Source organism: uncultured Reyranella sp., assembly GCF_945957355.1.
GTDB lineage: Bacteria > Pseudomonadota > Alphaproteobacteria > Reyranellales > Reyranellaceae > Reyranella.
The window spans coordinates 1-19,494 of the sequence record NZ_CAMFKM010000032.1; the positions used below are offsets into that span (position 1 = coordinate 1).

At 66.9% G+C, this 19,494-nt stretch carries 18 protein-coding genes and 1 pseudogene; 11 read left to right on the forward strand and 8 right to left on the reverse strand.

Annotated features, from left to right (window positions below; translation table 11 throughout):
• From Q0Q48_RS27210 to Q0Q48_RS27225, 4 genes are all read left to right on the forward strand, one after another.
• On the forward strand, window positions 1–1,088 hold a 1,088-nt coding region (locus tag Q0Q48_RS27210; protein ID WP_295145440.1), incomplete at its 5' end, for a hydantoinase/carbamoylase family amidase.
• Between the two features lie 10 nt (window positions 1,089–1,098).
• The gene (locus tag Q0Q48_RS27215; protein ID WP_295145442.1) at window positions 1,099–2,253 is read left to right on the forward strand and encodes a M20 family metallopeptidase; all 1,155 of its coding nucleotides are present in this window, start codon (window positions 1,099–1,101) and stop codon (window positions 2,251–2,253) included.
• 98 nt (window positions 2,254–2,351) lie between these two features.
• Window positions 2,352–2,834, forward strand: a complete 483-nt coding sequence (locus Q0Q48_RS27220; RefSeq protein WP_295145444.1) for a PaaI family thioesterase — start codon at window positions 2,352–2,354, stop codon at window positions 2,832–2,834.
• Between the two features lie 39 nt (window positions 2,835–2,873).
• The gene (locus tag Q0Q48_RS27225) at window positions 2,874–3,620 is read left to right on the forward strand and encodes an alpha/beta hydrolase (RefSeq protein ID WP_295145445.1); all 747 of its coding nucleotides are present in this window, start codon (window positions 2,874–2,876) and stop codon (window positions 3,618–3,620) included.
• Window positions 3,621–3,632: 12 nt separating this feature from the next.
• Here Q0Q48_RS27225 and Q0Q48_RS27230 read toward each other — a convergent pair whose 3' ends face one another.
• From Q0Q48_RS27230 to Q0Q48_RS27240, 3 genes and pseudogenes are all read right to left on the reverse strand, one after another.
• The gene (locus tag Q0Q48_RS27230; protein ID WP_295145447.1) at window positions 3,633–3,890 is read right to left on the reverse strand and encodes a DUF2798 domain-containing protein; all 258 of its coding nucleotides are present in this window, start codon (window positions 3,888–3,890) and stop codon (window positions 3,633–3,635) included.
• 261 nt (window positions 3,891–4,151) lie between these two features.
• Window positions 4,152–5,363 (reverse strand): annotated as a pseudogene (locus Q0Q48_RS27235) (acyltransferase).
• Window positions 5,364–5,489: 126 nt separating this feature from the next.
• Window positions 5,490–7,163, reverse strand: a complete 1,674-nt coding sequence (locus Q0Q48_RS27240) for an AMP-binding protein (RefSeq protein ID WP_295145449.1) — start codon at window positions 7,161–7,163, stop codon at window positions 5,490–5,492.
• Between the two features lie 36 nt (window positions 7,164–7,199).
• On the opposite strand from Q0Q48_RS27240, the gene Q0Q48_RS27245 reads away from it, so the two are divergent.
• Window positions 7,200–8,111: a PhzF family phenazine biosynthesis protein gene (locus Q0Q48_RS27245; protein ID WP_295145451.1), complete on the forward strand. Its 912-nt coding sequence runs from the start codon at window positions 7,200–7,202 to the stop codon at window positions 8,109–8,111.
• 70 nt (window positions 8,112–8,181) lie between these two features.
• Here the strand turns inward: Q0Q48_RS27245 and Q0Q48_RS27250 are convergent, their stop codons facing one another.
• Complete coding sequence (locus Q0Q48_RS27250; RefSeq protein WP_295145453.1) at window positions 8,182–8,679, reverse strand: Lrp/AsnC family transcriptional regulator; 498 nt, start codon at window positions 8,677–8,679, stop codon at window positions 8,182–8,184.
• A 100-nt stretch (window positions 8,680–8,779) separates the two neighbouring features.
• Here Q0Q48_RS27250 and Q0Q48_RS27255 point away from each other — a divergent pair, with 100 nt between their 5' ends.
• From Q0Q48_RS27255 to Q0Q48_RS27275, 5 genes are read left to right on the forward strand one after another with little or no spacing between them, the layout of a single operon-like run.
• Entirely contained in the window at window positions 8,780–11,119 is a 2,340-nt protein-coding gene (locus Q0Q48_RS27255) for a transketolase (RefSeq protein WP_295145455.1), read from the forward strand.
• 9 nt (window positions 11,120–11,128) lie between these two features.
• Window positions 11,129–12,247: an S-methyl-5-thioribose-1-phosphate isomerase gene (gene mtnA / locus Q0Q48_RS27260; RefSeq protein ID WP_295145457.1), complete on the forward strand. Its 1,119-nt coding sequence runs from the start codon at window positions 11,129–11,131 to the stop codon at window positions 12,245–12,247.
• Window positions 12,244–13,428 (forward strand): MFS transporter, encoded by a 1,185-nt coding sequence (locus Q0Q48_RS27265; protein WP_295145459.1) that lies wholly within the window; start codon window positions 12,244–12,246, stop codon window positions 13,426–13,428. The genes mtnA and Q0Q48_RS27265 overlap by 4 nt, the downstream gene beginning before the upstream one ends.
• 42 nt (window positions 13,429–13,470) lie before the next feature.
• The gene (locus Q0Q48_RS27270; RefSeq protein WP_295145461.1) at window positions 13,471–14,715 is read left to right on the forward strand and encodes a DUF4010 domain-containing protein; all 1,245 of its coding nucleotides are present in this window, start codon (window positions 13,471–13,473) and stop codon (window positions 14,713–14,715) included.
• 42 nt (window positions 14,716–14,757) lie between these two features.
• Window positions 14,758–15,450 carry an alpha/beta hydrolase gene (locus tag Q0Q48_RS27275; protein WP_295145462.1) on the forward strand — a complete coding sequence of 231 codons (693 nt, stop codon included), beginning with the start codon at window positions 14,758–14,760 and terminating at the stop codon, window positions 15,448–15,450.
• Here Q0Q48_RS27275 and Q0Q48_RS27280 read toward each other — a convergent pair.
• Genes Q0Q48_RS27280 through Q0Q48_RS27295 form a run of 4 tightly spaced genes read right to left on the reverse strand, consistent with a single transcriptional unit; the run spans window position 15,440 to window position 18,640 of the window.
• Entirely contained in the window at window positions 15,440–16,315 is an 876-nt protein-coding gene (locus Q0Q48_RS27280) for a DUF3592 domain-containing protein (protein WP_295145463.1), read from the reverse strand. The two genes, Q0Q48_RS27275 and Q0Q48_RS27280, sit on opposite strands and share 11 nt — an antisense overlap.
• 10 nt (window positions 16,316–16,325) lie before the next feature.
• Window positions 16,326–17,009, reverse strand: a complete 684-nt coding sequence (locus Q0Q48_RS27285; RefSeq protein ID WP_295145465.1) for a hypothetical protein — start codon at window positions 17,007–17,009, stop codon at window positions 16,326–16,328.
• A complete protein-coding gene (locus tag Q0Q48_RS27290) occupies window positions 17,006–17,773 on the reverse strand; it encodes an SDR family oxidoreductase (RefSeq protein WP_295145466.1) in 768 nt (255 codons plus the stop codon). Before Q0Q48_RS27290 ends, Q0Q48_RS27285 begins: the two co-directional genes overlap by 4 nt.
• A gap of 9 nt (window positions 17,774–17,782) precedes the next feature.
• Window positions 17,783–18,640, reverse strand: coding sequence for an aldose 1-epimerase (locus tag Q0Q48_RS27295; RefSeq protein ID WP_295145468.1), 858 nt, complete (start codon window positions 18,638–18,640; stop codon window positions 17,783–17,785).
• A 66-nt stretch (window positions 18,641–18,706) separates the two neighbouring features.
• On the opposite strand from Q0Q48_RS27295, the gene Q0Q48_RS27300 reads away from it, so the two are divergent.
• A complete protein-coding gene (locus Q0Q48_RS27300) occupies window positions 18,707–19,489 on the forward strand; it encodes an aldolase/citrate lyase family protein (RefSeq protein WP_295145471.1) in 783 nt (260 codons plus the stop codon).
• Window positions 19,490–19,494 lie beyond the last annotated feature (5 nt).

The following is a 19,494-nucleotide window of genomic DNA, read 5'->3' on the forward strand; positions in this document are numbered from 1 at the left end:
CGCGCGGCTTTTCGATCTCGACCGACGCCATAGGCAACCTCTTCGTGCGCCGCGAGGGCTCCGATCCCAAGGCGCTGCCGGTCATGAGCGGCTCGCACATGGACAGCCAGCCGACCGGCGGCCGCTTCGACGGCATGTATGGCGTCCTCGCGGCCTTCGAAGCGCTGGAGGCGCTCGAGGATGCCGGCGTAAAGACACGCCGCCCCGTCATCGCCGTCGCCTGGACCAACGAGGAAGGCTCGCGCTTCCAGCCCGGCGCCATGGGCTCGGCGGTGTTTGCCGGCCACAACGACCTCGGCGAGATGCTGCAGGTGAAGGACTGGAAGGGCGTCGTGCTGAAGGACGCGCTCGCCGAGACCTTGAAGGCCGCCCCCGCGCCGATGCTCGACGGCAGCCCCGGCTTCCCGCTCGACGGTTATGTCGAGGCCCACATCGAGCAGGGCCCGCGGCTGGAGAACGAACGCAAGACCATCGGCGTCGTGACCGCCATCCAGGGCAGCCGCCGCTACATCGTCACGACCGAAGGCGAGGAAGCGCATGCTGGCACGACGCCGCGCGCCGCCCGCAAGGACGCCTTTGTCGCCGCGCTGCGCATCGCCCAGGCGATGTACGAGGCGACGACCGACAAGGACGACATGCTTCGCTTCACGATCGGTCGCGTCGATGTCGGGCCCGGCTCGCCCAACACGGTGCCGGGCCGGACGGTCTTCACCATCGACATGCGCCATCCCGACGACTCGGTGCTGGAGGCGCACGAGAAGAAGCTGAAGGAGATCGTCGCTTCGCAGGCCGCGCCCTGCACCGCCGGCATCGAGCGCGTGACCGCCGTGCCGCCGACCAACTTCGATCCGATGGTGGTCGACCTGGTGCGCGCCAAGACCAACGCGCTGAAGCTCTCGAACATGGACATGCCGTCGGGCGCCGGCCACGACGCCATGCACATCGCCCGCCTCTGCCCTACCGGCATGATCTTCGTTCCCTGCGAACGCGGCATCAGCCACAACGAAATCGAGAACGCCACCCCGCAGGATCTCGCCGCCGGCGCCCGTGTCCTGGTCGAGGTGCTGGTCGAACTGGCCAACCGCTGAGGAACCGTTGATGTCGAAGAAGATGCAGTCCGAACTCGTAGCGATCCTGTCCGACCTGATCGCCCTGCCGAGCCCCTACCCGCCCGGCACCTCGGTCGAGATCTGCGCCTATACGGCCAAGCGCCTGAAGAAGGCGGGCTACAAGGTCGAGATCGCGACCCACAAGAAGGGCGTCGACAATGTCGTGGCGCGCATGAAGGGCAAGGCAAAGGGCCCGACCATCGCCTTCAACGCCCATGTCGACACGGTCGGCGTCGGCGAACGCTCGAACTGGAAGAGCGACCCCTACAAGGCACTGGTGAAGGGCGGCCTCGTCTACGGGCTGGGCGCCGGCAACTGCAAAGGCAGCATGGCGGTGCAGATCTGGATCGCCGAGGAGATCGCGCGCCGCGGCGGGCCGGCCTCGGGCGAGCTGATCTTCACCTTCGTGGCCGACGAGGAGAATCTCGGGCCCGAGGGCATGGAGTACCTGCGCAAGAGCGGCAAGGTGAAGCCCGATGCGCTGATCCTGGGCGCGCAGACCGAGAACAACCTGATCGTGGCCGAGCGCGGTGTCATGTGGGCCCGTATCACGACAACGGGCCGCGCCGCCCATGCCGGCAATCCGGCCGCCGGCGACAATGCCATCCTGCGCATGATGCGGCTCGTGGGTGCGCTCAGCTCTTACTACGACAAGGCCCTGAAGAGCCGCGTCTCGGGCGCCATGAAGTCGACGGTGAACATCGGCATGTTCCATGGCGGCCACAATACCAACGTCGTGCCCTCGGCCTGCACCGTCGAGATCGATCGCCGCCTGCTGCCCAACGAGAAGGTGAAGGACGCCTTCAAGGAGCTGAAGAAGGTGGTCGATGGCGTCGGCGAGCCGAAGTCGATGTACAGCGTCGAGTTCCTGACCGGCACCAACGGCTTCTTCGCACCCGAGAACGGCGCGGCCGTCGGCGCCTTTGAGACCGCGGTCAAGGCCTACAGCGGCCGCAAGGTGAAGTTCCTCAACGCCACGGGCGTCAGCGACGGCCGCTACTATGCCGACGACGGCATCGAGATCATCAACTTCGGTCCCGGCTCCGGCGCCCAGGGCCACGCCGCCAACGAGAGCGTGCCGATCGCCGAGATGGTCGACGCCGCCCACATCCAGCTCGACGTGGTGAAGCGCCTGTTGGGCTAAAGGTATCGCCCGGCGCGGCAACCGGGACCGAAAGCGGCCAGACACCAACAGCATTCGACGGTAGGCATGCGAGACTCATGCCTTCAGGGAGCCCGTCGATGCCAGGACAGACCACGCCCAAGACCTACGGAACCGTCAGCCCCGAGGCGCGGGCCGGAATGACCGGCCTCGAATTCGTGCAAGGCCTGGCCGACGGCACGCTGCCGCTCAACACGATCGCCGAGACGCTGGGCTACGATGTGGTCGAGGCGGCAAACGGCAGGGTCGTCGTCGCCATCGTGCCGACCGACCGGCACCTCAATCCGTCGGGCACGGTGCATGGTGGGCTGGCGGCGACGCTGCTCGACAGCTGTATGGGCCTCGCGATCCAGACGACGTTGGCGAAGGGACTTGCCCAGACGACGGTCGAGTTCAAGATCTCGTTGCTGCGCCCGATCACACCGGAGACAGGGCTGATTCGCGCCGAAGGTCTCGTGCTCAATGCTGGTCGCCGCGTCGGCACCGCGGAAGGACGGATCACCGACGGAAATGGCCGTCTGCTGGCGCACGGCACGACCACCTGTCTGATCTTTGCACCCTGACGCGTCGCGTGGCACGGTGCGGACAGGGAGAGAACATCCATGCCGTTCTACGAAAATGGCGATGTCCGCATTCACTACGAAGAGGCGGGCTCGGGCCTGCCGCTGCTGATCATTCCGGGCGGCGGCCTCAACTCGACGATCGCCGGCCTCGACAAATCGCATCCGTTCAACGCGCTGAAGGAATTCAGCGACAGGTTCCGCTGCATCTGCGCGGACCTGCGCAACGCCAATGGCGGCCAGTCGACCGGCCCGCTCGACATCGAGCGCACCTGGGACGCCTTCACCGATGACCATGTCGGCCTGATGGACCACCTCGGCGCCGATCGCTTCATGGTGCTGGGTTACTGTATCGGGCAGCCGCTGATCTGGAACCTGATCAAGCGGATCGGCGACCGCGTCATTGCCGCCGTGCTGACGCAGCCCTCGGGCTTCCGGCCGGAGTTGCCGGACCAGTTCTACGACAACAACATGAAGGGCTGGGGCCCCGACTTCGTGGCCAAGCGGCCCGAGTACTCGATGGACCAGGTGAGCCGGTTCCTCACCAACATGTACACGAAGAAAGCCGACTTCGTGTTCACCGTGCCGCGCGAGTTCGTGAAGGCGTGCAAGACGCCGATCCTGGTGGCGCCCGACGACAGCCCGCCCCACCCGTACAAGGTCGCGATGGAAGTGGCGATGCTGTCGCCCAACGCGCAGGTGACGCTCTACCCGTGGAAGGACACGCCGGAGCGCGTGCCGCTGGCGGTGCGCCACATCAGGATGTTCCTGGAGGCGCACCGACCCTGAGGCGGCCGAGCCTCAGCCCGGACGTGTCTCGACGATCAGGCCGACGATGCGCCGAACGATCGGCATGACGGCCAGGAGAACGGGAAACGCCACCAGCCAGGACAGGCCCCAGGCGCTCATCCAGACCGCGATGAAGCCGGGCGACAGACCGGCGCCGCGGGCGGTCGCGATGCCCGACACGACGAAGGTCATGATGAGCGACAGGACGAGCGGAAGGACGATTGCCGCATAGCGCGCCGGCAGGCGGCGCAGTCCGAGATGGGAAAACAAGATGATTGTCTCACGCAGGGTCGCGGCCCGGAGAGGCGCGCGACGATTGGCTGCGTTGCTTCACGTGAGACGCTTACGATCTTCGTTGGAAGACGCGACTTTGTATCGCGATTGCGAATCCTTCGCAACATAAAAATTGCCGGATTGCCCGCAAAACCGATGTCGCCTCGCCCAACAAACGAAACAACCGCAATAAACGAAACAATCGAAACCGGTGCCGCACCCCAAATGAGGTACCATGGTACCGTCCCCAAAGGCCCGCTAGACGGCCCGCGCCACGCCCGGCAGCCGGCGGAGCAGGCTCGAGGCCGCCCAACTCAGCGTGAAGCCCAGCGTCATGGCGAGCGCTCCCTTGGCCACCGGCGCAAGCGGCGTCCACAAAAGGAGCAACTGCAGCCACAGCACGATCGGCCAATGAACGAGATAAATGCCATAGGCATTCGCGCTGAGACTCTGTCCGACCGTCTCTAACTCGCGGGCAAATCGGACCGCCAGCGCCAGCAGGGCAAAGGCCGTGATCGTCGAGAACAGGACCAGCGTTACGGCGTCGACCCACGCGGGAACCTCCCGTCCGTCGAGCGCGAAGAAAGCGGCCGTCGCGAGCACGGCCAATACAGGCCACCTCACCCACTGCCGCTCGAACGCGCGCGCCAGCCGCTCGGGCCCGATGAATGCCCCCGCGGCGAACGCGAAGAAATAGAGGCCGATGCGGCTCGACTGGATGCCGAAGGGACCGGCCGTCAGCTAGTGCGACTTGCCGAAGGCAAGCTGGAACGGCAGGTAGGCCACGGCACTCGCCACGATGAAGAGCATCAGCCAGGCGCCGGCAGGGATGCGGTCCAGACCCTGGCCGAAGCGCCGCGCGAAGTGCCATGCGCGATCCTGTGCGAGCACCATCGCCAACGCGGCATCGAACACGAGCAGCGCGCCCACGAACCAGAGCGGTCCGCTCGGCCACGGCCCGACGGTGACCATATGTTTCCAGAAGCTCACGAGGCTGTCGCCACCGCCACTCAGCAGGTAGGCGGCGTAATAGGAGAGCGGCACGATCGTCGCGACGCCGACCAGCAACGGGAGTGCCAGGCGCACCGCACGATCGATCAGGTACTGGCGCAGTCCCTTGCGCGCGAGCGAGGGGCGCACGAACAGGCCAGACAGCAGGAACATCAACGGCATGAAGAAGCCGTTGGTCCAGGTGACGATGACATTGAAGCCGGACCATTGCGCCATGTCGACGACGGGCGCGCTGCCATTGGTGTAGGAGCCGCCGGAGACAGCCTCACCGCCGGCCATGTAGCCCAGAGCGACATGCTGGAGCACCACGAGCGCGATCACGAAGACACGAAGATGATCGAAAGCGGGAAAACGGCTTGCCGGCTGCGCGATGCGGACCAGCGGCGCCCGGCGGAGGGAACGGTATCCATCGTGCGAGCGAGAGAAGGTATCGGAGGATAGGACGGCGACGGACTTCACGAGCAACGCGCCCCGGTTGATGTCGGACCCGCCGACAACGAGGGACCGCCGGACGCGTTGCGCCTACCCTCGAAGGGTCACGAAGATGCCAACAATCGACTCACACCGGATGAACCTGGGAATGGCTCAAGCTGTCTTCTGCGCCTTCAGCCCCAGCTTCTCGATCGTCTGTTCGCGCATCACGAACTTCTGGATCTTGCCGGTGATCGTCATGGGGAATTCCGGCACGAACTCGATATAGCGCGGGATCTTGTAGTGGGCGATCTGGCCCTGGCAGAAGGTGCGGATCTCCTCGTCGGTCGCGGTCTGGCCGGCATGCAGCTTGATCCAGGCGCAGACCGCTTCGCCGTAGCGCGGATCGGGCACGCCGATCACCTGGACGTCCTGCACCTTCGGGTGACGATAGAGAAACTCCTCGATCTCGCGCGGGTAGACGTTCTCGCCACCGCGGATGATCATGTCCTTGAGGCGGCCGACGATGTTCACGTAGCCCTGCTCGTCCATGGTGGCGAGGTCGCCGGTGCGCATCCAGCCGGCCTCGTCCACGGCCTCCTTCGTCTTGGCCTCGTCGTTCCAGTAACCCTTCATCACCGAATAGCCGCGCGTGCAGAACTCGCCGGTCTCGCCGCGCGGCACCACCTGGCCCTCGGTGTCGACGATCTTGATCTCGATGTGCGGCAGCACCCGGCCCACCGTCGAGACGCGGCGCTCGACAGGATCGTCGGTGGCGCATTGCGTCGACACGGGTGAGGTCTCGGTCATGCCGTAGGCGATGGTGACCTCGCCCATGTGCATGTGGCTCTGCACCTTCTTCATCACCTCGATGGGACAGGGCGAGCCCGCCATGATACCGGTGCGCAGGCTCTTCAGGTCGAACTTCGCGAAGTCGGGATGGTCGAGCTGGGCGATGAACATGGTGGGCACGCCGTAGAGCGCCGTGCAGCGCTCCTCGGCCACGGCCTGCAGGGTCGCCAGCGGATCGAAGGCCTCGGACGGGTAGACCATGGTCGAGCCATGCGTCAGGCAGCCGAGATTGCCCATCACCATGCCGAAGCAGTGATAGAGCGGCACGGGAATGCAGAGGCGGTCCTGCGGCGTGAGCTTCAGCCCCTCGCCCACGAAGTAACCGTTGTTCAGGATATTGTGGTGGCTGAGCGTCGCGCCCTTGGGGAAGCCCGTGGTGCCCGAGGTGAACTGGATGTTGATCGCGTCGTCGAACTGCAGCTTCGGCCCCAGCTCGGCGATGCGCATTTTCTCGGCGTTGCCACCGGCCGTCGCCACATCGTCGAAGTTGAGCATGCCTGGCGTCTTCTCGGTCCCGAGCCGGATGACGTGCGTCAGGTGCGGCAGCTTGTTCGCCTTCACGAGATCCTCGACGATCTCGAGATAGTTCGAGGTCTTGAGCGCCGGCGCCAGGATCAGCGCTTTGCACTCGACCTTGTTCATCGCGTACTCGAGTTCGGCGCGCCGGTAGGCCGGGTTGACGTTCACCAGCACGAGGCCGGCCTTCGCAGTTGCGAACTGGGCCAGGGTCCATTCCGAATTGTTGGGCGACCAGATGCCGACCCGGTCGCCGCGCTCGAGCCCGAGCGTCAGAAGGCCGGCGGCGAGTTCGTCGACCCGACGGCCGAGTTCGCCCCAGCTCCAGCGCACGTTCTGGTGGCGGACCACCAGCGCCTCACGATCGCGGTGGGCCTCGACGGTGCGGTCGAAGAAGGTGCCGATCGTCTCGCCGATCAGCTTCTTGTCCGAAACGCCGTGATCGTAGGAGATTTTAGGGGCGGCCTGAGCTTTGGTCATGCGCGAAGCTTAGCGCGCCATGCGAGATTTGGAATCATGAAACTCAATTTCGTCACCGTGGACGTCTTCACCGACCGCCAGTTCGGGGGCAACCCGCTGGCCGTCATCACCGATGCACAGGGCCTGTCGAACGACCGGATGCAGGCCATCGCGGCCGAGTTCAACCTGGCCGAGACGACCTTCGTGCTGCCGCCGAAGGATCAGGCCCATACGGCCGAGGTCCGCATCTTCACGCCCAAGGCCGAGATGCCCTTCGCCGGCCATCCCAATGTCGGAACCGCCTTCGTGCTGGCCCGCGCCGGCACCAGCTACGGCCGGCCCGTGGGCGGCGACCGGCTGGTCTTCGAGGAGAAGGCAGGCTTGGTGGCCATGGACATCGTGCGCGAGGGCGGTGCGGTCGTGGCTACCCGCCTCGCGGCCCCGGTGCCGCTCAGCTTCGGCGAGGAGATCGACCCAGCCCTTGTCGCGCGGGCCTGCTCCCTCGAGCCCGATGACCTGAAGCTCGACGTCCACCCGCCACGCGTCGCGTCGTGCGGCGCCCCGCTGTTGTTCGTCGAGTTGAAGTCACGCGAGACGCTGCGCCGGGCCGGCCCCCGCGCCGAGATCTTCGCCCGCGAGCTGCCACGCGACCGCATCGTCGGCATCCATCTCTACGTGCAGGAGAAGGACGGCGAGATCGACGTCCACACCCGCATGTTCGCCCCCGAGCACGGCATCCCCGAGGATCCCGCGACCGGCGCCGCCAACGTGGCCCTGATCGGCGTGCTGGCGCATCACCGGCCCGAGTCCGACATCACGCTTGCGAAGACCATCGGCCAGGGCTTCGACATGGGCCGGCCGAGTGTCTTGCAGGCTTCTGCGGAGAAGAAGGCCGGCACAGTCGTCGCGACCTACATCGGCGGCCGCTGCAAGCCGATGATGAGCGGCGTGATCGAGCTGGAAGATTAAGGGTCCCTCGCTGCGCTCGGGATGACAGCGTTTTTCGGATCGACGCACGGCGCCAATCTCAACACCATTGTCATCCCGAGCGCAGCGAGGGACCTTTCACTTCTCCTTGGCCAAGAGGCAACGCCGCCCCCTGCTTCACCGGGCGCAGCGCGAACGAACTGCGGATCTGGGCGATGCCCTGGATCTTTGTGAAATCCATGACGAAGCGTTCATAGGCTTCGAGGTCGGGCACGACGATGCGCAGCAGGTAGTCGCTGTCGCCAGTCATCAGGTAGCACTCCATCACCTCGGGCCGTTCCGCCGCCGCGCGCTCGAAGTCCTTCAGCGCCTTCTCGGTCTGGGTCGTGAGCGACACACTCATGAAGACGTTGACCGACAGACCGACCGACTTGGCGTCGACCTGGGCGGCATAGCCCTTGATGACCCCCGCCTCCTCCAGCGCCTTGACCCGCCGCCAGCACGGCGAGGAGGAGAGCCCGACCTGCTCGGCGAGGTCGGCGTTACTGAGGCGGCCGTCATGCTGCAGCCGTTCGAGAATGCGCCGGTCGATTGCGTCCAGGGAGATCATTGCTTAAATCGCCACATTCCGGGGAATTCCTGCCCTATACAGCCTGTTTGGCGACCCGAACGCAAGGACCTACCAAAGGAGCAGGCGTATGCCGGTGTCCATGACCACCCTCGCCCCCATCCAGCGTCTCCGCCTCCTCCGTGAACTGGAACGCAAGGTGCTGTGGCTCAGCGCCTGGACGATCCATCACGCCAACCATATCCGTCCCAACCGCGACGGGCTCAAGGTCGGCGGCCACCAGGCCTCCTGCGCCTCGCTGGCGACGGTCCTGTCGGCGCTCTACTTCTCGGTGCTGCGGCCCGAGGATCGCGTCGCGGTGAAGCCGCATGCTTCGCCGGTGTTCCACGCCATCCAGTACCTGTTCGGGCACCAGACCCGCGAGAAGCTCGAACGCTTCCGCGCCCTGGGCGGCGCGCAGTCCTATCCGTCGCGCACCAAGGACACCGACGACGTCGACTTCTCGACCGGTTCGGTCGGCCTCGGCGTCGCGATGACGCTGTTCTCGTCGATCGTGCAGGACTATGTGCGGCTGAAGAAGCTGGGTGACGGCAAGCGGCCCGCCGGCCGCATGGTGGCGCTGGTGGGCGACGCCGAACTCGACGAAGGCAACATCTTCGAGGCGCTGCTCGAAGGCTGGAAGCACGACGTCCGGAACCTGTGGTGGGTGATCGACTACAACCGCCAGAGCCTCGACGGCGTGGTGAACGACCGGCTGTTCGGCCGGGTCGCCGAGATGTTTGAACTGGTCGGCTGGCGCGTCGTCACCCTGAAATACGGCAAGCTGCTGGAGACCGCCTTCACGCAGCCCGACGGCGCGCATCTGCGCGACTGGATCGACGCCTGCCCCAACTCGCTCTATTCGGCGCTGGTGTTCAAGGGCGGCGCCGGCTGGCGCGAGGCGCTGACGCGCGACCTCAACCAGTATCCAGGCGTGCGGCGCATCCTCGAGCAGCACGACGACGCGGCGCTGCACAGGCTGATGACCAACCTGGCGGGCAATGACATGCAGGCCGTGGTCGACGCCTTCGAGGGTGTGAACGACGACACGCCGACCTGCTTCATCGCCTACACGATCAAGGGCCAGGGCCTGCCGTTCGCCGGCCACAAGGACAATCACTCCGGACTGATGACGCTCGACCAGATGGCGGGCTTCAAGAAGGGCATGGGAATTGCCGACGGCCAGGAATGGGAGAAGTTCGCGGGTCTCACCGCCCAGCCGGCCGACCTGCAGGCCTTCCTCGATGCCGCCCCGTTCAATGCGGAGGGCCGTCGCCGCACCGACGCGCCGGTCGTTGCCATCCCCGCGCAACTCACGAAGCCCAACGATAAAAAGTCGAGCACGCAGGAAGGGTTCGGCAAGATCCTGAATGCCATCGCCTCGGAAGACGGCGAACTGGCCCGCCACATCGTAACGACCTCGCCCGACGTCACGGTCTCGACCAATCTCGGCGCCTGGGTGAACCGGCGCGGCCTGTTCGGACACACCGAGGCCGAGGATGTGTTCCGTGAGCTCAAGGTCGTGTCGGCACAGCTCTGGCGGCAGACGCCCAAGGGCCAGCATGTTGAGCTGGGCATCGCCGAGAACAACCTGTTCATCCAGCTCGCTGCACTCGGCCTCAGCCACCAGCTGTTCGGTGCGCGCCTGCTGCCGATCGGCACGCTCTACGATCCGTTCATCGCGCGCGGCCTCGATGCGCTGAACTATGCCTGCTACCAGGATTCGCGCTTCATGCTGGTGGCGACGCCGTCGGGCGTGACGCTCGCACCGGAAGGCGGCGCGCATCAGAGCATCCACACGCCGCTGATCGGCATCGGCCAGCCCGGCCTCGTCTCCTACGAGCCGGCCTATGTCGACGAATTGGCGGTGCTGATGCGCCACGGCTTCGAGTACATGCAGCAGCCCGACGGCGGCTCGGTCTATCTGCGCCTCTCGACGCGGAGCCTGGCGCAGCCCGAACGCACGCTGACGTCGCAGCAGCAGGCCGACATCGTGGCAGGCGGCTACTGGTACGCCCCGCCCGAGGACGGCGCGGATGTGGCCATCGTCGCCATGGGCGCGGTGACGCCCGAGGCGGTCGCGGCACACGAGAGCGTCGCGCGCGACTTCGGCGGCGCCGGCCTGCTGGTGCTGACCTCGCCGGACCGTCTCCACGCCGATTGGCTGGCCGCGCAGCGGAATCGCGGCCGCACGGCGGGCCTGGTCGACCGTTCGCCGAGCCCGGTGGAGCGGTTGCTCGCGCCATTGTCGCGCGATGCACGCATCGTGACCGTGATGGACGGCCATCCGCTGGCGCTGTCCTGGCTGGGATCGGTGCGCGGCCAGCGGGTCGTGCCGCTCGGCATCGAGAAGTTCGGCCAGTCCGGCGACATTCCCGACCTCTATCGAACCTACGGGCTCGATTCGGCGGCGATAATCGACGCGGTGGCGCGCGCCGTCTAAAATGGCGGGGTGAAAGTAGACGGCACCCCTTACCGAACCATCTGGCTTAGCCCCGACGGCACGACCGTCCAGGCGATCGACCAGACCCTGCTGCCCCATCGCTTCGTCGTGCGCGATTTTCGCACGATGGAGGATGCCGAGGTGGCGATCCGCACCATGATCGTGCGCGGCGCCCCGCTGATCGGCGCCACCGCGGCCTATGGCATGGCGCTCGCCATGGCCACCGACCCGTCCGATGCGATGCTGGCGCGCGCCTACACGGTTCTGATGGAATCGCGGCCCACGGCGGTCAACCTGCGCTGGGCGCTCGACGACCTGCGGGCGCTGCTGGCGCCGCTGCCGGCGGCGAAGCGACGCGAGGCCGCCTACCGGCGCGCCGCCGAGATCTGCGACGAGGATGCCGAGATCTGCCGCCGCATCGGCGAAAACGGGCTGGGCCTCATCCGTAAACTGAAGCCACGCGACAAGAGCGGACGCATCAACGCCCTCACCCATTGCAACGCGGGCTGGCTCGCCACGGTCGACTGGGGCACGGCGCTGGCGCCGATCTATCAGGCGCACGATGCCGGCATCCCCATCCATGTCTGGGTCGACGAGACGCGGCCCAGGAACCAGGGTGCCAGCCTGACCGCATGGGAGCTGGGCAAGCATGGCGTGCCCCATACCGTGATCGCCGACAACGCCGGCGGCCACCTGATGCAGCATGATCAGGTCGACTTCGTCATCACCGGCACCGACCGCACGACGCGCGGCGGCGATGTCTGCAACAAGATCGGCACCTACCTGAAGGCGCTGGCGGCGCACGACAACGGCGTGCCCTTCTATGTCGGCCTGCCCTATCCGACCATCGACTGGACGATCCTCGACGGCGTGCGCGACATCCCGATCGAGGAGCGCAGCGCCCGCGAGCTGTCGCATATGACAGGGCGTCTCGTGAAAGATGGGTTGGAGACGGGCGAACTCGCCACGGTGCAAATCCTCCCTGAGGGCAGCGCTGGCGCCAATCCCGCCTTCGACGTGACGCCTGCACGCCTTGTGACGGCGCTGATCACCGAGCGCGGCGTCTGCGCCGCCAGCGAGGCCGGACTCCTTTCGCTCTATCCCGAACAGCAGACCCGAGCGGCGTGAGGGTCAGCCAGACGGCCCGGGCCACTGCCGGCCTCGGCCTCACACAGATCGTGGGCTGGGGCACGACCTTCCTGATGCCCTCGGTGCTGGGCCGGCATATCCAGCACGATCTCGGCCTGCCAAGCGAGGTCGTCTATGGCGGCATCACCGTGATGTTCGGCGTGGGTGCGCTCTTCTCGCCCCGCGTCGGCCGCCTGCTCGACCGCACCGGCGCGCGCACCGTCATGGCGGTGGGGTCCGTCCTCTACGCGCTGTCGCTCGCCGCCCTCACCCTCTCGCAGGGAATGATCACCTACCTGCTGTGCTGGGCCGCCATGGGCGTCGCCTCGACCCTGGCGCTCAACACACCGTCGAGCATCGCCCTTGCCCAGATCGCCGGAGCCCGGGCGCGGCAGGCGATCGCCGTGCTGGCCATCATCGGCGGCTTCGCGTCGACCGTGTTCTGGCCGGTCTCCGAGGCGCTCGAGCTGCTCTTCGGCTGGCGCGGCGTGGTGCTGATCTACGCCGCGATCCACCTCACGATCTGCGCACCGGTCCATCTGCTGATGCTGCCTGGCCGAGCCATGGCCGGCACGCACACACCGGCGGGCGCCGCGGTGCAGGCGCCGCCATCGGCGCACACCGAACGGATCTTCCTGCTGTTGTCGATCTCCTTTGCCTGCGGCGCCTTCATCTTCACCGGTTTCATCGTGCACGCGATCGGCGTGCTGCGCGGCCTCGGTCACGATCCCGCGACGGCGCTCCTGCTGGCCACGCTGATCGGGCCGGCGCAGGTTGCGGTGCGGGTATTCGAGCTGGCATTCGGCCACCGCTACACGATCACCAGCTCGACCCTGTTTTCCAGCGCCGTGCTGCCGTTCGGCCTGGGCCTGGCGTTGCTGGCTGGCGGCAACTTCGCCGTGGCACTGGTCTGCATAATGGCCTACGGCATCGCCAACGGGATGAAGGCCGTGCTGCGTGCCACCCTGCCGCTTGCCCTCTTCGGCCGCGCGCAGTTCGGCACCTATCTCGGCCGCCTCGCCTTGCCACAGGGCATCGTCTCCGCCGCCGCACCGCCGGTCCTGGCGGCCGTGATGGCCAGCTACGGTGCGGAGGGCGTGCTTGGCCTCACATTCGTGGTCGCCATGGTCGCCTTCGTCGCCACCATCCTGCTGGTACGCCTGAGCGGCACGGTTCGTTGAGAGTGCGCTGACACCGCGAACCGGTGCTACAGTCCACGCCTCATGTTCGAGTACCACTCCCTTCTTCTCGGCTTCGTCGTGGCCCTCGGCGTCGGCCTGCTGATCGGCATCGACCGGGAGCGCAAGAAGGGCGAAGGGCCGGGCCGCGGTGCCGCAGGGCTCAGGACCTTCACCCTCGCTTCGCTGGCCGGTGCGACCGGCGCGGCGGCAGGAGGCGACCTGCTGCTGGCGGCCGTCGTCCTCGGGATGGTCACCTTTGCCGGCCTTTCCTACTGGCATGCCCGCGAGTCCGATCCCGGCCTCACGACCGAGACGGCGCTGGTTGCGACCACACTGCTGGGCGGGCTTGCCATTCGCGAACCAGCCTTTGCCGCGGGCGTCGGCGTGATCGTTGCCCTGCTGCTCAATGCCCGCGCCGCCCTCCACCGATTCGTGCGCTCGGTGCTGACCGACGGCGAGATCCACGATCTGCTGGTCTTTGCCGGCGCCACGCTGGTCGTGCTGCCGCTGCTGCCCGATCATCCGATCGGGCCCTACGGCGCCCTGAACCTGCGCACCATCTGGCTGGTGGTGATCCTGGTGATGGGCGTGGGCGCCCTGGGATATGTCGCCGTCCGGGTCGTGGGCCCGCGTTACGGCCTGCCGCTGGCGGGTCTGGCCTCGGGTTTCATCTCGAGCTCGGCCACGATCGGTGCCATGGGCTCGCGCTCGGCCCGCGATCCGCATCTGGCGAAACCGGCGGCTGCCGGTGCGATGATGTCGTCCGTCGCGACGGTCGTGCAGCTCGGCATCCTGATCGCCGTCACCGACCTCGCGGCCTTTCGCGCCCTCCTGATACCGCTGGTCTTCTCGGGCGCCGCCGCCGTCGCCTATGGCGGCGCCTTCACCCTTTGGGCGCTGCAGGCGGACAGCGGCAAGGTCGAGGAGACGCAAGGCAGCGCCTTCAGCCTGCGCACCGCGCTGATCTTCGCGGCCATCCTGGCGGGCGTCCTTCTCCTCGCCGCCGCCCTGCAGGACTGGATGGGCGAGGCCGGCGTCATCCTTGCGGCCGGCGCCGCAGGCTTTGCCGACACGCACGCCCCCGCCATCTCGGTTGCCTCGCTGGTCGCGGATGGACGGCTGGCGCCGTCCGCCGCGGTGATCCCGATCCTCGCCGCCTTCTCGACCAACACCGTGACCAAGATCGTGTTCGCCTTCACCGCCGGCGGCCCGCGCTTCGCCCTCTACGTCGTGCCCGGCCAGCTCCTGATGCTGGCGGCAGCATGGGCCGCTATGCTGGTCACGTGAGGCGCCGGAAGTGAAAGCACTCCTGACTTGAGTTCACCATCGATGCGTTCCCTCGTCCTCCTCCCCGGCTTCATGTGCGACGCCGATCTTTGGACCGACATGATCCCGGATCTCGAACGCCTGGGCGCACTTCACTTCGGCAACGTCTACGAGGACGATTCCCTCGAAGGCATGGCGCGGCGCGTGCTCGCCGAAGCGCCGGAACGCTTCGTCCTGGTGGGCTTCTCGATGGGCGGGTTCGTTGCACGCGTGCTCACCCTGATGGCGCCGGAGCGAGTCGCGGGCGTGGCCTTCGTCGCCTCTTCCGCGCGCGGCTATTCCGACGAGGAACGGACGCGGAGGATCTCGGGCTATCGTCCGGGCGACCGGCCGCCGCGTACCGCCGGCGCGGTTTCCAACGCGATGGGACTGCATCCCGATCGCGACACCGACCCCGTCCTGCTCGACCGGCTGCGCGGCATGCAGCGCCGGCTGGGCCCCGAGGTTCGCAAGCGCCAGGCGGCGCTCGTGCGGCGCGATGGATACGCCGACCTCGAACGCATCACCTGCCCCTCACTGGTCGTGGCCTGCCGCCAGGACCGGCTGCGCACCTTCGCCGAGACCGAACGCATGGCGCAGACGCTGCCGAACTCCAGCTTCAGCGTCCTCGAGGACTGCGGCCACATGGCCCCACTGGAAAAGCCGCACGAGCTTTCGGCTCTGCTGGCCGCCTGGATCGGGCGCGCTAACCTGTAGCGCGGCGCCGGCTCCAGTGTGAAAGACGCACGGCAGCACCGAAGATCAGCGCCACGGCGAACGCCACGGCCGCCGGCAGCCACAGATCGACGAACGACACGATGCGCGCGCGGCCCGGCTGGCTGCGGTCATAGACGACGTTCACCCCCTCTCCCGCCGAGAACGAGGCGCTGCTGCCGCCGCTGCCGTGGAACTCGATCTCGCGGCCCTCCGGCGTGGTGAAGCGCACGATCGGCACGAAGGAAATGCGCTCGACATCGCGGCGCACCTCGCGGCCGGCCGGCGTCGTCACCTCCTCGGCGACGATCGAGCGACTCTCGCGGATCTCCGTCACCGTACCGCGCGCCCGGCCGCCGCCCGCATAGAGGTCGACGGCGCTCCACAGCACGAAGACGCCAATCAGCAACGCCGACAGCGAGATCACGGAGAAGGCCCGCTCGCCCACCAGCGCGAGGTCGGCATTGCGCGACAGCGCCCAGGCGACCGCCCCGAACATCAGCCAGAAGCCACCGAAGCCCGTGAGGATGATCGGCACCAGCCAGAGCCGATCGAACGTTTCGAGGCGGAAATCTCTCGGGCGTTCCGGGAAGTAAAGGACCGTGACGGTGTCGCCCGCCGAGAAATCCGGCGCCCCGGCGCCGAGGTCCTGCACCTCGACCGTCTCGCCCTGGAGCAGGCGGAAACGCACGACGGGCAAGTACATGTCGCCCTCGCGCACGATCCCGGTCACCACGCCCTCAGCCCGCTCGCCGTAGAGCACGTGGCGAAGGTTGCCCAGGCCCATCAGCACGCCGCCGGCAGCGATCAACCCGCCGATCCCGAGGATCGTCCACGCGATCCAGCGCCAGCTCGCGTCGATGGCCATGGGCCCGGCGTCAGGCGTTGCGCCGCCGCAACCGGTCGATCAGCTCGGCCAGCCGGCTGCCCTGCGGCGTGGCCGGATCGAGCAGCCGCTCGCGCGGCGTGTCGCGCGCAAGCCGGCTGATCTCCGTCAGCGCGCGGATATGCTGGCGGCGGGTAAGGCCGTATTCGGACGACCGGTGATGGAAGAAGAGGCGCCTGAGCTGGCCATCGCCGACCAGCGCGTTGAGCTCGCTGGCAGTCACGTAGAGCAGGAAGCAGACGAAGATCCAGACCTGCACCGCGACGAAGCGATGCCAGGTGAAGTCGACCAGCACCATCCGGTAGATCTGGTCGAGGTTGTGCGCGTCGAACGCGACATCCACGATCTTTTCCAGGAGGCGCACGACCAGGACCACGATGGAATAGAAGATCGTCTTGTAGAGAATCGGCTGAATCAGCGGCGCACCGCGGAACTTGTCGATGATGCGAACCTTGTCGACGACCAGCACCACCTTGCCGACGATCAGCGCCGTCGTGCTTGCCAGCATGAAGCTGCCAAGATTGAACCAGTAGTTGTGCGCCAGCAGGTTGGTTGTGAAGACGATCAGGTTGAAGGCAACGAAGAAATACGCGGTCGGCGGCAGCAGGTGGCGGAATATCGCGATCCAGCCATGGAAGAAGCGCCTCGGCAGCGACGCAACGGCAGCCGTGTTCACATTCGGCCTCCATCGACCACGAAGTTCTGCGCCGTCACCATCCGGCTGTCGTCGGACGCAAGCCAAAGCACCATGCGCGCGATGTCCGGCGGATAGAGCAGTTCTTTCAGGCATTGGGCGGCGAGCTGCGCGGCCTTGGCTTCCGGCGTCACCCAGAGGTCGAGCTGTCGCTGCGTCATGATCCAGCCCGGCGTCACGGCGTTGAGACGGATGCCGTCGCCCCCGAGATCGCGGGCAAGGCCGCGCGTCATGCCGATCACCGCCGCCTTGGCCGCCTGATAGACGGAGAGGTTGGGGGTCATCGTGTGGTAGCTCACCGAGCTGAAGTTCACGATCGAGCCGCTGCCCGCCTTCTTCATCGCCGGCGCCACCGTCTGGATGGCGAAGTACGCGTGGCGCAGGTTGACAGCGATGCGCTCGTCCCAGAAATCCGGCGTCACCTGGCCGATCGTGTGCCGGTCGTCGCGCGCGGCGTTGTTCACCAGCACCGTGATGGTCCCGAGCTTCGCCGCCACGCCTTCGATGGCCCGCTGATAGGCCGCCACGTCACGGACGTCGCACGGCACGAACAGCGGCACGGTGTGGCGCCGCGCCTCGATCTTCTCGATCAGGGCCTTCGAGGCCGCCTCGTCGATGTCGACGAAGCCGACCTTTGCGCCCTGCTCGGCGAAGTGCTCGACGATCGAGGCACCGATGCCCGAACCACCGCCCGAAACGAAGACGGTGCGACCCGAAAGGCTGGGGTAGGAAGCGAAAGGCGGCATGCAATTCCTCTAGAACGTGACAAGCCTGAACGAAATCTCGCCGCCCAGCGTCGCGCCGGCGGCCAGCCGCGCCAGCCCGACCGCGCCGTTAGCGTGACTTACCGGCTCGACACAGAAGTAGCTTTGGCCGTCGGGAACATGGATCACCAGATGACGAAATGCCTCCGTCGCGGACAGGACGACACGAAGTCCACGTTGCGGCCATGTGACGGTGGCCAGGCCATCCCAGCCATCGAAGCAATGATCGAGCCCCATTCCCTCGACCCGGCGCGAGCGGGAGAAATCCCACTCCGGCGGCACCGGCGCACGCTGCAGCGGCAGGACGTCCGCATCGGTCTGCCATACGCCCCCAAGGCGGCAGGTGAGTTCAGTATCGGCATCCCGCGCGAAGAAAGGATGCAGGCCCAGGCCCGCCGGCACGCCGCGATCCTCTAGGTTCTCGATCGACAGGCCGATTGTTAGCCCCGTTTCGTCGAGCGCGAAGGTCTGACGCGCGCGGTAGCGGAACGGCCAGCCGGCCGCGCCCTCACCGCGCTCGTGGACGAAGGCCAGCTCGGCCGAAAGCCGGTCGTGGCGTACCACGCCCCAGCCCCGCGCCCAGCCATCACCGTGCATGGGATGACGCACACCCGGCCAGCTCGCGTGCAGGTGAATGACCTCATCCCCGAAGGCGAGACGGCCGTTCGCGATGCGATTGGAAAACGGCACCAGCGGATAGCAGGCCGTATCTTTTCCGGTGCCCGTAGCGAGGGCCGCGTTCGAGGCCGGGCGCAGCAGATCGCCCACGCCCTCCATCGCAAATCGCGCGATCGAACCGCCCGCCTCCGGTGCCAGATCGAGCGCCAGCCGACCCGCCCGCAGCGACAAAAGCGTCACACCATCCCCCGTCGCTGTGTAAACTCCCCCGTCCTGAAATCACGAGGAAACGCATCGATGTCGAACATGCTGAAGAAGCGGCTGCAAGCCGGCAAGGCCTGCGTCAACGGATGGCTGGCGATCCCCGACGGCTTCGCCGCCGAGACCATGGCGCAATGCGGCTGGGACAGCGTCACCGTCGACATGCAGCATGGCGTGCAGGACTACCTCTCGATGGTCCGCTGCTTCCAGGCGATGGACAAGCATCCGATCACTCCGCTGGTGCGGGTGCCGTGGAACGAGCCCGGCATCGTCGGCAAGGTCCTCGACGGCGGCGCCTGGGGCGTGATCTGTCCGATGGTCAACACGGCCGCCGAAGCCAAGGCGCTGGTCTCCTATGCGCTCTATCCGCCCAAGGGCAAGCGCTCCAACGGCCCGATCCGCGCCGGCGCCTATGGCGAGGCGACGCCCTACCAGGCGATGGCCAACGACGAGGTGCTGATCATCCCGATGATCGAGACGCAGGAGGCGATCGACAACATCGACGCCATCCTCGATGTGCCGGGCGTCAGTGGCATCTATATCGGACCGTCCGACCTCGGCCTGTCACTCGGCCTGAAGCCGATGCTCGACCGAGAGGAGCCGCAAATCCTGGCGATCTACGACAAGCTGCTCGCCGCCACCAGGAAGCGCGGCCAGTTCGCCGGCCTGCACAACGGCACCGGCAGCTACGCCGCGAAGATGATTCACAAGGGCTTCCAGCTCGTCACCATCGCCAACGATGCCGGCCTGATGGCCAAGGCCGCGCGCGAGGCCGTGGACATCACCCGCAAGGAAGGCGGGCCGACGGCCGCCAGGTAAGGCTG